At 40.5% G+C, this 14658-nt stretch carries 13 protein-coding genes and 2 pseudogenes; all 15 read left to right on the top strand.

Translation table 11 applies throughout. The annotated features are described in order from the left end of the window. Positions 1 to 15 precede the first annotated feature (15 nt). Positions 16 to 1674 (top strand): GspE/PulE family protein, encoded by a 1659-nt coding sequence (locus MKZ26_RS05610; protein ID WP_340764961.1) that lies wholly within the window; start codon positions 16 to 18, stop codon positions 1672 to 1674. 11 nt (positions 1675 to 1685) lie between these two features. Beyond that, on the top strand, positions 1686 to 2723 hold the full coding sequence (locus MKZ26_RS05605) for a type IV pilus twitching motility protein PilT (RefSeq protein WP_340764959.1): 1038 nt from the start codon (positions 1686 to 1688) through the stop codon (positions 2721 to 2723). A 2-nt stretch (positions 2724 to 2725) separates the two neighbouring features. Further along, positions 2726 to 3937, top strand: coding sequence for a type II secretion system F family protein (locus MKZ26_RS05600; protein WP_340764955.1), 1212 nt, complete (start codon positions 2726 to 2728; stop codon positions 3935 to 3937). Positions 3938 to 4062: 125 nt separating this feature from the next. Next, positions 4063 to 4509: a prepilin-type N-terminal cleavage/methylation domain-containing protein gene (locus tag MKZ26_RS05595; RefSeq protein WP_340764953.1), complete on the top strand. Its 447-nt coding sequence runs from the start codon at positions 4063 to 4065 to the stop codon at positions 4507 to 4509. Between the two features lie 60 nt (positions 4510 to 4569). Continuing rightward, positions 4570 to 5523, top strand: coding sequence for a type IV pilus biogenesis protein PilM (pilM, locus tag MKZ26_RS05590; RefSeq protein ID WP_340764951.1), 954 nt, complete (start codon positions 4570 to 4572; stop codon positions 5521 to 5523). A gap of 2 nt (positions 5524 to 5525) precedes the next feature. Further along, the gene (locus tag MKZ26_RS05585) at positions 5526 to 6158 is read left to right on the top strand and encodes a fimbrial assembly protein (protein ID WP_340764950.1); all 633 of its coding nucleotides are present in this window, start codon (positions 5526 to 5528) and stop codon (positions 6156 to 6158) included. Next, on the top strand, positions 6151 to 6834 hold the full coding sequence (locus tag MKZ26_RS05580; protein ID WP_340764948.1) for a pilus assembly protein PilO: 684 nt from the start codon (positions 6151 to 6153) through the stop codon (positions 6832 to 6834). Before MKZ26_RS05585 ends, MKZ26_RS05580 begins: the two co-directional genes overlap by 8 nt. Before the next feature lie 92 nt (positions 6835 to 6926). Next, a pseudogene (locus tag MKZ26_RS22320) lies at positions 6927 to 7001 on the top strand (hypothetical protein); the annotation flags it as partial. Between the two features lie 103 nt (positions 7002 to 7104). Beyond that, positions 7105 to 8697: a GGDEF domain-containing protein gene (locus MKZ26_RS05575; RefSeq protein WP_340764946.1), complete on the top strand. Its 1593-nt coding sequence runs from the start codon at positions 7105 to 7107 to the stop codon at positions 8695 to 8697. A 12-nt stretch (positions 8698 to 8709) separates the two neighbouring features. Then, complete coding sequence (locus MKZ26_RS05570; RefSeq protein WP_340764944.1) at positions 8710 to 9465, top strand: prepilin peptidase; 756 nt, start codon at positions 8710 to 8712, stop codon at positions 9463 to 9465. 148 nt (positions 9466 to 9613) lie between these two features. Further along, positions 9614 to 10261 carry a hypothetical protein gene (locus MKZ26_RS05565; RefSeq protein ID WP_067208126.1) on the top strand — a complete coding sequence of 216 codons (648 nt, stop codon included), beginning with the start codon at positions 9614 to 9616 and terminating at the stop codon, positions 10259 to 10261. A 95-nt stretch (positions 10262 to 10356) separates the two neighbouring features. Next, a complete protein-coding gene (locus MKZ26_RS05560) occupies positions 10357 to 10971 on the top strand; it encodes a Maf family protein (protein WP_340764942.1) in 615 nt (204 codons plus the stop codon). A gap of 16 nt (positions 10972 to 10987) precedes the next feature. Then, positions 10988 to 11524: pseudogene (radC, locus tag MKZ26_RS05555) on the top strand (RadC family protein); the annotation flags it as partial. A 131-nt stretch (positions 11525 to 11655) separates the two neighbouring features. Next, positions 11656 to 12741, top strand: a complete 1086-nt coding sequence (locus tag MKZ26_RS05550; protein ID WP_340758916.1) for a tyrosine-type recombinase/integrase — start codon at positions 11656 to 11658, stop codon at positions 12739 to 12741. A gap of 3 nt (positions 12742 to 12744) precedes the next feature. After that, positions 12745 to 14658, top strand: coding sequence for a tyrosine-type recombinase/integrase (locus tag MKZ26_RS05545; RefSeq protein WP_340758915.1), 1914 nt, complete (start codon positions 12745 to 12747; stop codon positions 14656 to 14658).

The following is a 14658-nucleotide window of genomic DNA, read 5'->3' as shown; positions in this document are numbered from 1 at the left end:
GAGTGGGGGAATAGCATGTCGACTACACGTAAAAGACTTGGTGACCTGCTCGTTGAGTCTGGACTCATCACAAATGATCAATTGCAAGCAGCATTGAGTGAAAAACCGCGCGATCAGAAACTTGGCGACTCGCTCCTTCAATACGGTTTTATCACGGAACAGCAACTGATTGAAGTATTGGAATTCCAACTGGGCATTCCGCACGTCAATCTGTTTAGATACCCTTTTGATCCGAAACTGTTTAATGTTGTACCAAAAGAATTTGCTAAACGTAATTTGCTTGTTCCGTTGAAAGCCGAGGGGGACAGGCTTTTTGTCGCAATGTCTGACCCGATGGATTATATTACAGTCGATAATTTGCGGTTGTCTACTGGATTCCATATTGAAACTGCGATTGCTTCAAAAGATGATATAATGCGAACCATTTCAAAGTATTACGATGAGGAGTCATTCGATGAGCTTTTCATCGAACAGACAACTGAACAGATAGAACAACAAGATGAGTTGACGGATTTGGATTCTCCGATTGTCCGGCTTGTCAATCAACTCATGTCTTCAGCTATCACTCAAAAGGCTAGTGATATTCATTTCGATCCCCAAGAGCATCAAGTCGCTATACGCTTCCGGATTGACGGTTTGTTGAAATCGGAACGATTTTTACCGAAGCATATGCAGGCGATGATTAGTGCACGTATTAAAATTATGGCAAATCTAGATATTACAGAACACCGGATACCACAAGATGGCCGCATCAAGACGAATGTCGATTTTCGACCGATTGACCTTCGTGTCTCCACGTTACCGACAGTTTACGGTGAGAAAATTGTCATGCGTATTCTAGATCTCAGCAGTTCTTTGAACGATCTGACGAAACTTGGTTTCAATAAGTTGAATCTGGACCGGTTCCTTGAACAAATCGAAAAACCTAATGGAATTGTCCTTATTTCAGGGCCTACGGGATCGGGTAAATCGTCAACGCTTTATGCAGCGCTTAATAAATTGAATAAAGAAGAAGTGAATATAATTACAGTAGAAGACCCGGTTGAGTATCAGCTAGAAGGGGTAAACCAAATACAAGTGAACCCGAATGTCGGATTGACATTCGCGGCAGGTCTAAGGTCGATATTGAGACAAGACCCAGATATCGTTATGGTCGGGGAAATACGTGACCGTGAAACAGTTGAAATTGCCATTAGGGCATCATTAACTGGTCATTTAGTTCTTAGTACAATCCATACGAATGATTCGATTGCTACGATTACAAGGATGTTAGATATGGGTGTTGAACCGTTTCTCGTAACTTCATCGCTAAATGCTGTTATCGCCCAACGGCTCATCCGCCGTGTTTGTCGAGATTGTGGACGAGAAATGGCTGCATCTAGTCGCGAAGTGGAGATTTTTGCGAAGCGGGGTATTACGATTGAAAAAGTGATAAGAGGTTCCGGCTGTGCGGTATGCAATATGACTGGGTATCGCGGACGGATTGCCATTCACGAAGTGCTCGTTTTGAACGACGAAATGCGAGACGTTATTAATAGAGGCGGAACGACCGCAGATTTGAGAGAAATTGCAATTCGCAATAAGACAATGTTTTTGATGGATGATGGTTTATTGAAAGTAAAACAAGGGATTACGACGACAGAAGAAGTATTGCGCGTCGCATTGATTGAATAGGGGTTTTGTACATGAACAGGAAGATTGATGAGCTGCTAAAGACGGCGTTTAAGTTAAATGCTTCAGACATTCATTTAACGGTAGGGGTGCCTCCGATATTCAGGGTTCACGGGGATTTAAAACGCTATGGAGATGTGTTGATTGATAAAGAATTTACTGAATCAGTCGCACAATTGACAATTCCGGATAAGATGTATCCAGACTTTGTGGAGCATGGCCAAATCGATTATTCCTATGAAGTCCCGGGAGCAGCTCGTTTTCGTGTCAACGCATTTCAGCAACGCGGTTCTATATCACTTGCTTTTCGGACGATACCGACGATGATACCGACAATCGATGACTTACAATTGCCAGAAACGTTAAAAATGTTGGCGCAGACGCATCAAGGACTTATCCTTGTGACAGGGCCAACGGGGTCGGGTAAATCGACGACACTTGCAGCGATGATCAAATATATGAATGAAACCATGCACAAGCACATCATTACGTTGGAAGATCCAATTGAGTATATGCATGCGCATGGTACATCTATCATTGATCAGCGGGAAGTCGGGTTTGACACTGCCTCATTCACATCAGGGTTACGTGCTGCGTTGCGGCAAGATCCGGATGTCATCCTTGTCGGGGAAATGCGAGATTTGGAAACAATATCGACAGCAATCACTGCGGCTGAAACGGGTCACCTTGTTTTGGCTACGCTTCATACATGGAGTGCGGCATCGACTATTGACCGGATTATTGACGTATTCCCGCATGGTCAACAGCCGCAAATTCGTGTCCAGCTTGCTGGCGTTTTGACATCCGTTATTTCGCAACGGCTATTCCGGACAGCTGACCGCACAGGACGACGCGCTGCGACGGAAGTAATGATTAATAATCCTGCCATTGCTAACTTGATACGGACAGAGAAAGTCCATCAGATTCCCACTGTCATTCAAACAAACCGTGCGGCAGGTATGCATATGATGGCATCTTCCGTCCGCACCTTCCTCGATCAAGGGATCATTTCATATGACACCGCCACGCCGTATTTAGAAGGTGATGAGTAACGATGGCTCGTTTCAAGTATGAAGGACGCGATGCAAAAGCAATCCGGACAGGTGTCATCGTGGCGGTGGACAAGCGGGAAGCTGCGATAAAACTAAAAAGTCAGGGAATCCGTGTGACGAACTTAACTGTGCAAGCAGAAACTGCGATGACAAAAGAAATCGTCATCGGAAAACCGGTGAAACGAGAACATTTAATCATGTTCCTCCGTCAATTTTCAACGCTTCTCAGGGCGGGTGTTACAATCATTGATGCTATACGGATACTGGCATTACAAGTCGAATCAAAACCGTTCCAAAAGATACTCATAACGGTAAATGATGATTTGCGTGGAGGCGGTTCTTTATCGGGAGCATTCACAAAACACCCGAAAGCGTTCGAACCAATCGTTGTTAATATGATTCGGGCCGGCGAAATGTCGGGTACGATTGATGATTCACTTGATCGTCTTGCTGATCATTTTGAAAAATCACATCAGCTAAAGCAAAAAGTTGTGTCTGCGATGTCCTATCCATTAGTCGTCGCAGTTTTGGCAATCGGAGTTGTTATCTTTTTGTTGACGACAATCGTTCCTATGTTTGTCGAAATGTTTGCCAGTTTCGGAGGAGAGTTACCTTGGATTACGCGCTTCGTTATGAATGCAAGTACTTTTGTGACCACTTACTGGTACTTGCTAGTTTTATTCGCGGTGATAGTCGTCGGTGGGATTTGGATGATGAAAAGAAATAAAGAAGGTAAGCTTTTGTTAGATACATTTCTTTTAAGACTACCAATATTTGGTGACATCATGAAGAAATCTGTTTTGGCAACCATGACGCGGACGTTAAGTTCATTGTTTGCGAGTTCTGTTCCAATTTTACAAGCGATGTCCATGACCGAAAAGATAGTAGAAAATGAAGTCATTTCTAGGGTGATTGCAAAGTCAAGAGAGTCATTAGAACGGGGCGGGTCGTTGACGGAGCCAATGAACGGGCACTGGGCGTTTCCACCGCTGATTCCCCATATGATTGCAATTGGTGAGCAAACAGGGTCTTTAGACGCGATGTTGGCGAAAGTTGCCGATTTTTACGAGAAAGAAGTGGAAGCTGCAACAGATCGGTTGAAAGCCTTGATTGAACCTTTGATGATTGTGCTGCTAGCAGGATTGGTCGGGACTATAGTCCTTGCTATTATGATGCCGATGTTCGAAATGTTTAATAACATAGACGGAATGTAAGGGGTAATTTCAATAATTAGTAAAAATGACGTACTAATTATCGATATAGTAGTTTCATATTTTGTAGAATTAGGTATAATTAAGAAGTAAGTAGAATAAGAAGATGAAAAAGGGAGGAAATACACATGAAGAAATTTATGCAGGAACGATTGAATAATGAAAAAGGGTTAACGCTGGTCGAGCTATTGGCCGTTATTGTTATTTTGGGGATTATTGCGGCGATTGCGATACCATCGATTGGTGGGATTATTCAGGGGACTAGAGAAAAAGCTGTTATTGCTGATGCACAAAATACTTTAGCGGCAGCAAATCTTTATTTTACTGAAAATAACAGTCTAGATGGTGCGACAGTTTTATTGAAGAGCAGTGAAACAGTAGATGGCTTGGTTGGGGCTTATTTGGATGATGCAGGATCTTTGCAAAGTGCAACTGTTACAAAAGTCGCAACAGGAAATACTATTGTCTTCTCAGGGACAGCTGGAAATAAAAAAGTGGAAACGTCAGCTGGCCTAACTAAGAAAAGCCTTAGTGATCTCGATAAAGCTGGACTGAAAGCTTTAGTAACTCCTTAAGTAATAAATAGTAGATTCTTAGGATTTTTGTTTTATATTTTTAGATTAGGAGCTGTTCCCATGTCCATATTCACGCGCCGCAAGCGCACGGAATCCATGACAATTGAAGAAGATGCAGTCCGGTTTGTTCGGCTGAAATCGGTTGAACCGCTCGTTATTGATGTTGCGGAGGAAGTTTCACTTCCTCCGAACGTCGTTGTTGAGGGGAAGATTGTCGATTCCGAAACGCTTGCGACGATATTGGACGGGGCTATTGAACAGTGGGGAATCTCCAAACGATCCGTCCAATTCCTCGCCCCGGATCAATATGTTATTATCCGCAAAGTCCCATACCCCGACGATGTCATGACGGACGAATTGAAGGGCCATTTCTTCATTGAGATTGGTTCAACACTATATCTCCCGTTCGATGATCCTGTCTTCGATGTCGTCCCTTACCTACCAAATACCGAAACGAACGAAGCGATTATCATTGCCTCAAAAGAAAGTGTACTTAACCGTTATGAAGAGGTTCTGAAAGAAGTGAAACTGGATCCAAAAAAAGCTGATATCACACCACTTGCCTTATATCGTCTTGCATATAGACAGCACTCATTCACGGGTAAAGAGCATGTTCTTTTAGCAGATCTGAAAGATGGTAAACTGACGGTATCTATTTTCCATGAGCATTTCCCACTCTTTATGCGACCAGTTGATTTGGAAAATTCGACGGATTTATCCGTTGTGACAGATATGACTGGTAAAGTGGGCAATGTTACGCCATCGACCATTGTGATGGAGCTAGAAAAACTCATTAATTTTTACCGCTATAATATGTGGAATGGTGCCGCTTCCATCACGCATCTTCTCGTGAATGGGGAGTACTCTCAAATGGATGCACTCCTTTCCGGAATCAGAGAACGGCTGAACGTCAAAGCAGATGTATTGGTCAAGAAGCCTTTACAACTTGCGACCGGGGAAGAGCTGCCAGCGCGCTTCAACAGAACAATCGGGTTGGCATTGAAAGAGGTGTAGTCATGTTAGTCGATATTAATCTATTACCTGAAAAAGAGAAGGAGCGGTCGACGCTCCTCATCGCTGCACTGGCTATTTTAGGTGCAGCTGTTCTTTTATGGTTGGCTTTATTCATGCTTTCTACTAGTCTAGCAAAAGAGACAGCAACGCTTGAGCAGCAGCTGATAGTTCTACAGCAAAGTCAGGAAGAAATCCGTTCTGAGCTCCAGCAAACCGATTCAGGTGACGAGAAAAAGTTGCTCGCATCGACTGTAAATTGGGCAGAGGACTATCAGTTTGATACGGTTCCTCTTTTACATGAACTTATAAATTTATTGCCAGAACGAGGATTTTTTCAAACGTTTGATTTTACGGGTCCCAATTTGGCGACGGTTATAGTCCAATTCGATACAAAACCAGACAGTGCATATTATTACACGCGATTAAAATCATCACAGGTCATATCAGAGATTCATCTTGATTCTGTGAAAGTTGAAAATGTATCGACTGAAGAAACTAATCCAGCAACTGATGTTCTGCCGCGTTATATGGCTACTTATTCAATTTTATTTACCGATCAACGGGCTGTGGTCGAGGGGACAGCTGGAGTTGACGAGGCACAAAGTTCGGATGAGGGAGATGATACGGGTGACTAATTTGACGAAACGCCAAAAAGAAATAGTCCTTGTCGTCCTCTCCGTTTTGTTATTTATTTCACTTGCGGCCTATTCTTATTTTAAAGTGTATGTACCTGTTAAAGATACGAATGAGCAGATAAAGCTCACGACATCCAATGAGCGGGACGTGTTGTTTGCTCTTCGCAAGCAGTCCGCGGCTAAGGGGCAGACTGATACGACTAGTTCGCAGCCATTGCAGCGTAAAGTACCGTCAATGCCAGTAGAAGATGCCGTACTTCTCCAAATCGGCAAAGCGGAAATCAAATCTGGCACCCTGGTACAAGACATAACATTTGCGCAAGGCGAATTGATCATAGAAAATCCTGTTGAAAATGTTGAGAATGTTAACCAGTTATTGACTGAGGTGGTTCTTCAATCCGATTCGTACACGGGGATTGAAAAATTCGTCGATGAAATTGAGAAGATGGAGCGTATTTTTATCATTGATTCCATCAGTATCAATGTACCTGGTGAAATTCGTGACCAGCAATTAGACGAGGGAATGATAGAGATGACGGTGGCATTTTCCGCTTTTTATCGTCCTGATTTAGTAGGTTTACAGCACGAGGTCCCGAAAATAGATGCACCTCCGCCTAGTGAGAAAATCGATCCGACACCTTTCAATGATGGCGTGGAAGCAGGGGATACCAAATAACGATTGTAATCACAAGCCTATTTTCCGTTTCCTTCTTCAACATTGTTTACCTACGAGTTCCTAAAAGGGAATTAATTGTATGACGACCTTCCTATTGCACGACGTGTGACCAAAAACTGCGATTTCTTGATCTCGTTCCGGTCTTTTCTATTCTGAATAGGGTTTAATTTTAAGCAGTTGGTGCGTGGCGCTACAAAGTTTCACAACAGTCTAGGGGAAATCAAAACGATTTCTCCTTTTAGGTTCTATAAGCAGAAAGAGGTGGAACAATTGCCTACTCAACAACTCGTAATCTATCTATTAGTATATATGGTTCCTGCCTTAATAATTTTTGGAATAGGCTGTATGGTGTTGGCGCAAAGCCCTCGACGTTTGGAACATAAGTTAATGGTGGCTTTTAGTTTTACGTATTGTCTGCTGTATCTTGAAGAATTTATTCGGCATTTATTACCATTGTCTTCTAGTGTTTGGATGATTGGTCTATTTTTTTACCAAATCAGATTATTGACGACCACCATTTTATTCCACTTTCTTATACATATGACGAAAACTTACAAGCATTATGGCATTCCCTTCTATCCATATCTTATTTACGTTCCTATCGCAATCGTCGTCATTTTAACGTTGATGAACGTCAATGTCGTGGATAATACTGAATTTATTCAAACTGGCATTTGGTACTCACCGATTTTTAATAAAACCTATTATATGAAACTGATCCTTTCAACTGTAATAATTGTTTTTATGATAGTCACTTTATGGAATGGGATGAACCGCGCGACTTCGTTCAGAAAACGTAAATCCATACAGTTTTTACTGGTTGGAATGATAAGTATGCTCATTTTGACAGGCATTTTGGGTTATCCGAATTATGGTAGGTTCTTACCCCCGCATCCTTATCTACTATCTGGTATTGTGTTTTCCGTTTTCCTATCTATTTCCGTTTTGCGTTTTCAGTTACTACCTTCCGTCTCGAGAAGATATAAAGAATTGTTCAACTTAAGTCCGGTATCCATCATCATTACGAATGATCAGTGGGAAGTATTGGAGTTCAATGACAATGCGGCTATTGAGCTTGGGTCTCAAATTAAAGAAGGTTTCATTTTAATCGATTATTTTAGAGTGACAGAGAATAAACAGCAACTTCTTCGACTCAGTGAGCAGTTGGAAAAAGAAGTGACAATCAGAGATTACCTCATTAAAATTATGAACCCAGCCAAGGATGAAACCCTCTATTTTTCGCTGGATGCATCGATAGTGAGAGTGGATGAGGATGTCTTTTATTATTTGATTTGGCGTAATGTGACCGATGAATTGGAAAGTAAGCAGCTAGTACAGCGCTTAGCCTATCATGATGCACTCACTAATATTTCCAACCGAGCGTATTTCGTTACTGAAGTAAAGAAAAGATTAAAATCCTTGCCCGTTCAGTCAACGAATGGGACGGCGGTTGTGCTTATTGACTTAAATCGATTCAAAGTGATCAATGATACATATGGACATGCTGTCGGTGATCAAGTGCTGAAGCATACAGCATCCATTTTGATGAAAATAACACGGGAAAGTGACATTGTCGCACGTTTTGGCGGTGATGAGTTCGTCATTTTTCTGGAGGAATACCCAACGGATCAAGCGGTGGATGATTGGGTGGATGTTTTACGGGAGGAATTCGCAACCAATCCGTTTGTTGGAAATGCCTTGGAGTTGGAAATTGAGCCAAGTATCGGGGTTGCTTTTTATTCAATTGAGGCAAGCCAATTCGACGAACTATTTCAATTGGCCGATGTGAGAATGTATGAAGATAAGGAAAAGTCTAGAAGGACGCGAAGGGCGCTCCAAATAGACCCAGTAGATCAACAGTAGAAGGAGAATTGCATGGGAATTGTTATTGGTGTTTTCTTTTTCCTATACGGTATTGTATTAGGATCATTTTTCAATGTTGTCGGATTACGTGTACCGAAAAAGGAGTCGATCGTTTCGCCTCCTTCACATTGCACCGTCTGTAATCGGAAATTAGGCGTTCTAGATCTTATTCCAGTCTTTTCTTATCTATTTCTAAAAGGGAAATGTAGGGGATGTGGTACAAGAATTAGCCTGATTTATCCAATCATGGAGCTGGTGACGGGGATTTTATTTGTGTTAAGTTACGCAATGCTCGGATTTAGTGGCGAATTAATCATCGCAATTTTATTCGTGTCGCTTCTTGTCATCATCACTGTGTCGGACATCGCGTATATGCTTATCCCTAATAAGGTATTGCTGCCGTTCGCTATAGTGCTTATCGGACTGCGGTTAGCCATTCCCCTTGAACCTTGGTGGGATAGCTTCCTTGGGGCTATAGTGGGCTTTGGAGTACTCTATCTCATCGCTGTTGTGTCGAAAGGTGGCATGGGTGGCGGGGACATCAAATTGTTTTTCGTTATCGGTCTTGTGCTGGGTACGACGAATACACTTGTGACACTGTTTTTAGCGGCGTTCATCGGGTCTATTGTTGGGCTTATCGTGTTAAAGCGGACAGGGCAAGGACGAAAAACACCAATCCCATTCGGTCCCTCGATTGCAGTGGCTGCTGTCATCTCTTATTTCTGGGGAGCTGATTTTGTCGCTTGGTATGGCAATCTATTCTATTAAGTCGATAAATTTATTGGAACAAGGCGACATACGTCTTGTTCTTTTTCATGTCCACTCTGATACGGTTAACTATAAAAGTACCTTGGTTAGGGCAGACTTATGCCCAAGCAACTAGGCGCTAGATAAACTTAAAACGGGGTGGTCAGCAATGAAATTCGGAAAACGTTACTCGAAAGGGACAGTTTTCATGGCGATGCTTCACGGTGTCCTCATAGGTGTCGCAGCTGTTGCAGTGATTGGTCTACTACTTGCTGGGACCAAAGGGAAAGACGATGTAAAGACCAGTGGCAAAGAATTAGCCGCATCGGGTCCAGCACCTGTTGAAAATTCAGCAAAGCCTGATGAAGAGCCGTTACAATTATTTGCAAAACAGCATGGGGCATTCTCGTCCTCGGAATCTGCAACTCTATTTATTGCAGAAGATCCAACTCTATCGAAAGCGGCCGTTATAAAGGCGGCCGATAAATACTTAGTTTGGACCGCTGTTGGATTGACGGAAAATGAGATTGATTCTAGTGAGTCTGAAGGTACTTATCGGAAAACATTCAGGGCAGATACCTCATCCTGCGGGGCAATCGGTGCAGGGAAATTGCGTGAGGTCCTCATGCAAACAGAAATAGCCAAAATTAATAATTTGGACGAAACTACAAAGGAGGGGAAAGATGATGATAAGACAAAAGGTTTTTACAAGAATATTACCACCATTACAACATTTACGAAGGATTTACGTGTCGTTAGATTGCTTCTTCTTTCCCAGTATTCACATACAGAAAACTGCGTTAAAATCACTTTTTGAGGCTTGAAAAGGGGAGGGATTTGAGTTGTGAGGATTTTGAGACAATTTTCACAAATCCTTTTATCCAGTATGATTGGCTAAAGGGGGAATTACTAATGAAATTTACAGTTGTTAAACCAGTTATTCTAGCTTCAGCATCTCCGCGCAGGAAAGAAATTCTAAGTTTGCTTGGCTTCCCGTTTACAGTCGTGCCAAGCAATGTGGCTGAGGATTTAGCTGTAGAAAATGACGATTTTGAAGGCTATGCACGGCAACTTGCCGCGATGAAAACGCAGGCAGTAGCGAATGATAAGCCCAATTGTATTGTAATCGGAGCGGATACGATTGTTGTGCATGAAGGCAAATTATATTCGAAACCTGAAAGTAAAGAACAAGCGCAAGTATTTTTAAAAGAGCTTTCAGGGAAAACGCATTCAGTTATAACAGGCGTTGGAGTATTTATGGATGATAAGATATGTACATTTTCCGTCCAGACAAAAGTTACTTTTCGTGAACTTGACGATAGGTTGATCAACGCATATGTGGAATCCGGAGATCCAATGGACAAGGCTGGCGGATACGGTATTCAGACGGCTGGCGCATTATTGGTCGATAAAATTGATGGTGATTACTACAATGTTATGGGATTGCCAATTGCGAAGTTAACTGAGTATATGCGGAAGCTGGGCTTTATGGAATTGAATGGTGGTGTATCATTCATTGACAATTGATCTTCAGCCCAAAATGATGATTCGCGATGTACATATTGCGGACAGGCCACGTGAACGACTCATCAGACAAGGTGCGGAAAGTTTGTCCAATCAAGAGCTGATTGCGATATTGTTACGCACAGGTACAAAACAGGAATCTGTTCTTGTTCTTGCTAACCGAATCTTATCCTCATTCGATAAAATCCAAGACTTGAAAGACGCTACGATTGAAGAACTGATGCTGGTAAAAGGAGTCGGTAAGGCGAAGGCTGTCCAAATTCTTGCTGCCGCCGAGATTGGCAAGCGGATGTATCGTAAGCATTCAGAGGGACGATACACGATAAGATCCCCGGAAGATGCAGCTGCCTATTTAATGACGGATATGGCCTCACTCAATCAAGAGCATTTCGTAGTGCTCTTTTTGAATGTTAAAAATGAAGTCCTTCATAAACAGACTATTTTTATCGGTAGCCTCAACTCCAGCATAGTTCATCCGCGCGAAATTTTTCGCGAAGCAGTAAAGCGGTCTGCCGCGTCAATAGTAGTTGCGCATAATCATCCGAGTGGAAACCCCATAAACATAGTATCCTAAACTAGAGTACTCTAAGTACTTAAAGTTTAGGATTTTTTTAATTCAATACTTTAACTAATGAATAAATATAGGTATTATTTATAGGAGTTAAGGTATTTAAAGGTGGTGGAGAAATGAAAGTTCAAAAAGTAGTTGTTGAGGAAAAATCATATCCATTATACATACTATTAGACAAAAATTTTGAAGTGGTAGAACCGGTTAAGAGATATATAAAGTACTTGGATAATACGGGGAAAGCGCCAAATACGATTAAAACATATTGTTATCATCTCAAGCTGTTTTATGAATTTATGAGCCAAAGAGGAATTAGATTAGAAGATTTGAAATTCGAGGAAATGTCAAACTTTGTGGGATGGTTAAGAAATCCAACGGGGGAGGTAAAGGTAATAGATTTACAACCAAAGAAGGCTAAAAGAGAAGAAACATCTGTTAATGCCATACTTAATGCTGTAACTAGTTTCTTAGAGTATTTAAATCGTACAGGAGATTTTAAAGCTATAGATATGACTAAAGAAGCGAGGGGAAGAAATTTCAAGGGGTTTCTTCACCATATTTCTAAAGGTAAATCTTATCAAAAAAATATTTTAAAGCTTAGGGTCAAAAAGAAACTTGTACAAGTATTAGAACACGAACAAGTTAAAGCAATAATCGATGCGTGTCATACAAAAAGGGATAAGTTACTTATTATGCTTATGTATGAAGGAGGACTTCGGGTAGGAGAGGTATTATCCCTTCGTATCGAAGATATTTCTACTTGGGATAATCAGATTAATATCATGCCAAGAGATCACAACGAAAATGGGGCTTATATTAAGCTTAGAAAAGAACGAACAATCGATGTTAGCAAGGAATTAATGGCTTTATACACCGATTATTTAGTTCATGAATATGGGGAAGATTTGGAGCATGATTATATATTTATAAATCTCAAAGAATCTTATTTTGGGAAACCTCTAAAATATCAAAGTGTATTAGATCTTATAAGGCGATTGGTGAAACGGACAGGGATTACCTTCACTGCCCATATGTTGCGTCATACGCATGCCACAGAACTCATTAGAAGTGGATGGGATGCTGCTTACGTACAAAAAAGGTTAGGTCATGCACATGTACAAACAACACTTGATACATACGTTCATCTTTCTGATCAAGATATGAAAAATGAATATAAAGCGTATCTCCAAGGGAGAGAAACATAAAAAATGAAATTTCCAAGCGTTGCAACAAATCGAAAGCTCGTCACTAACACAGAGATTAATAAAAAAATAGCGGATATGACTAGTGTCTTACAAGGGTTTTGGGCAGCAGATAGATGGGATATAAGAATTTGCCCACATCCTAGTGCGATAGAGTTAAGTAAGAATCCTTCGTTAAGAAATCGTTGGGTAAATTTTGATAAAGTAGAAAACATCTGGTTAAAAACAGAATTAAAATACTTTTATTATGTTCTCTTAAATAATGGAACTTGGAGTGCAAAAACTGTTTGGATTAGAAAAGGAACAGTGATAAGTCGAATGTTGGGGTTTTTAAATTTAAAATATCCCGATATTACCTCTATAACTGAAGTACCTATAGTAAAAGCTTTGACGGAATACCGAACTTACTTAGTAGAACAAGGAATAAAATCTACGACTAAAAATTACAAGCTTGATATAAATCAAAATAAAATTTCTGTGCAAGCGAACTCCTACTACGTTACTAATTTAAAACAGTTTATGGAGTTCTATGAGGATTTCTATTTTGATGGTGAAGAATGGGATAAAGATGTTTGGGATCTAAGAAAACTTTCATTGCCGGAAGATAAGATAAATCCAACGTCCTACGAATATACAATCAATTTCAAGGGTTTTGAAAATGATTATTTTAAAGAAATCGTCAAGCGATATTGTAAGTTAATGTTAAATACACGTAGCTTTTCCCATGTAGTTGATATGGCGTCAAAATTAAGAGAGTTTTTTAATTTTATAAATACAAATTGTGAAGGCATACGAAGGATTCATCAATTAACTAGGAATGAAGTTGAGCAATATTTAAATGAAATTAATTTAAAAGGTTTAAAACCTAGTACTGCGACTGGACGAATATCTACTTTAGAAGTTTTTTTCTCTACACTTCAAAGGTTTGATTGGAAGGATTCGCCTTCCCAAATCCTTATCTTTCGAGAAGATTATCCTAAAGTGCCGAAGGCACAACCACGTTATATAGATGAACATGTCCTTGAACAATTAAATGTTAAATTGGATAAATTGGAACCTTATATGGCTGCAATGGTTATGGTACTTCAAGAATGCGGAATGCGTATCGGTGAACTTTGTACATTGAAAAAAGGGAGTGTCATAACAGATAAAGAAGGGGATTGCTTTTTAAAGTATTATCAGTGGAAAATGAAGAAAGAACATACCATTCCTATTTCTAAAGAAATTGCTGCATTGATATTGGTTCAAGAGCAAAGAGTGGCTTATGAACTTGACGATGGATGTGTATATGTATTTCCACGGAAAGATGGTTCTCCATTGAAGCAAGATACCTTTAGAGTTAAATTAAATAAATTAGCTTATGAAGAAAAGATAACGGATAATAAAGGAGAGATTTTCCGATTTCATGCTCATGCCTTTCGGCATACAGTTGGCACTAGAATGATAAACAACGGAGTGCCACAGCATATTGTTCAAAAATTCTTAGGGCATGAATCACCAGAAATGACTGCAAGATATGCCCATATTTTTGATGAAACTCTAAAGAAAGAGTTCATAAAGTTTAAGGAAACTTTGGTGACGAATAGCGGTAGCATTCTGGATTTAACCGAAGAAAATACTGAAGCTGACAATACAGATCTTCAATGGTTTAAAAAAAATATCAATGCACAAGCACTTCCTAATGGCTATTGTCGTTTACCAGTAATTGCGGGACCGTGTCCTCACGCAAATGCTTGTTTAGATTGTACGAACTTCTGTACAAGTAAACAATTTCTAAATGAACATGAAGAGCACTTAGACCGAACTAAAGAAATATTAAATAGGGCTAAACAGAACCAATGGCAGCGTCAGGTTGAAACTAACGAACGTGTTAAAAATAGATTAGAGCAAATTATTCATTCGTTAAAGGAGACGAATTAA

It is taken from the genome of Sporosarcina sp. FSL K6-6792 (assembly GCF_038004885.1).
GTDB classification, from domain to species: Bacteria; Bacillota; Bacilli; order Bacillales_A; family Planococcaceae; genus Sporosarcina; species Sporosarcina psychrophila.
Note: the sequence above shows the minus strand (reverse complement) of the source record. Positions and strands in the feature narration are given on the sequence as shown.

Bases quoted from the DNA above. Each gene is read 5' to 3' on its own strand.
- MKZ26_RS05610 (WP_340764961.1), top strand. From the start codon at position 16: ATGTCGACTACACGTAAAAGACTTGGTGACCTGCTCGTTGAGTCTGGA.
- MKZ26_RS05605 (WP_340764959.1), top strand. From the start codon at position 1,686: ATGAACAGGAAGATTGATGAGCTGCTAAAGACGGCGTTTAAGTTAAAT.
- MKZ26_RS05600 (WP_340764955.1), top strand. From the start codon at position 2,726: ATGGCTCGTTTCAAGTATGAAGGACGCGATGCAAAAGCAATCCGGACA.
- MKZ26_RS05595 (WP_340764953.1), top strand. From the start codon at position 4,063: ATGAAGAAATTTATGCAGGAACGATTGAATAATGAAAAAGGGTTAACG.
- pilM (WP_340764951.1), top strand. From the start codon at position 4,570: ATGTCCATATTCACGCGCCGCAAGCGCACGGAATCCATGACAATTGAA.
- MKZ26_RS05585 (WP_340764950.1), top strand. From the start codon at position 5,526: ATGTTAGTCGATATTAATCTATTACCTGAAAAAGAGAAGGAGCGGTCG.
- MKZ26_RS05570 (WP_340764944.1), top strand. From the start codon at position 8,710: ATGGGAATTGTTATTGGTGTTTTCTTTTTCCTATACGGTATTGTATTA.
- MKZ26_RS05565 (WP_067208126.1), top strand. From the start codon at position 9,614: ATGAAATTCGGAAAACGTTACTCGAAAGGGACAGTTTTCATGGCGATG.
- MKZ26_RS05560 (WP_340764942.1), top strand. From the start codon at position 10,357: ATGAAATTTACAGTTGTTAAACCAGTTATTCTAGCTTCAGCATCTCCG.
- MKZ26_RS05550 (WP_340758916.1), top strand. From the start codon at position 11,656: ATGAAAGTTCAAAAAGTAGTTGTTGAGGAAAAATCATATCCATTATAC.
- MKZ26_RS05545 (WP_340758915.1), top strand. From the start codon at position 12,745: ATGAAATTTCCAAGCGTTGCAACAAATCGAAAGCTCGTCACTAACACA.